The organism is Avibacterium gallinarum, assembly GCF_002921135.1.
Classification (GTDB): Bacteria; Pseudomonadota; Gammaproteobacteria; order Enterobacterales; family Pasteurellaceae; genus Avibacterium; species Avibacterium gallinarum.
Genome location: NZ_PQVJ01000043.1, coordinates 1 through 431 on the forward strand (window position 1 = coordinate 1; position 431 = coordinate 431).

Annotated in this window: 1 protein-coding gene; it reads left to right on the forward strand. The window is 54.3% G+C overall.

What is annotated here, in order from left to right:
• Nucleotides 1-122: 122 nt before the first annotated feature.
• A partial coding sequence (locus C3007_RS11615; RefSeq protein ID WP_207763699.1) for a hypothetical protein occupies nucleotides 123-431 on the forward strand: 309 nt, incomplete at its 3' end.

Consider the following 431-nt stretch of genomic DNA (forward strand, 5'->3'; position numbering starts at 1 on the left):
CCGAGTACCTTGATAAGCACATTGACGGTCCCTTCGAGGACTTCATTGATGACCACTTTGAGGGCACCCCCTTCATCACTGAGATTCTCAAGACTGCGCATCGCTACCTCGTCAAGGAGAAGATGCCCGCCATCCGCAAGGCCCTCAAGCTCGTTCTGGCCTACAACCTCACCATGCACATCACCATGATTGAGAACCAGAGCGATGAGGTCAACTTGGATGGTCGGATCGATGACGAGGACTCCAAGTACTACGGCCGCACCGTCGCTCCCGTCATGATCAACTTCCAGGTCAAGTGTGCCCTTGCCGATATGTGGCGCGAGTTGCAGAAGGATATCCTGGAGGAGCTCTCTGCTCTGTACTCTGGTGTCTACAGCGGTGAGAAGATGAAGAACTGGCCGACCATCTTCATGCTGGCTTCCATCCTTTGG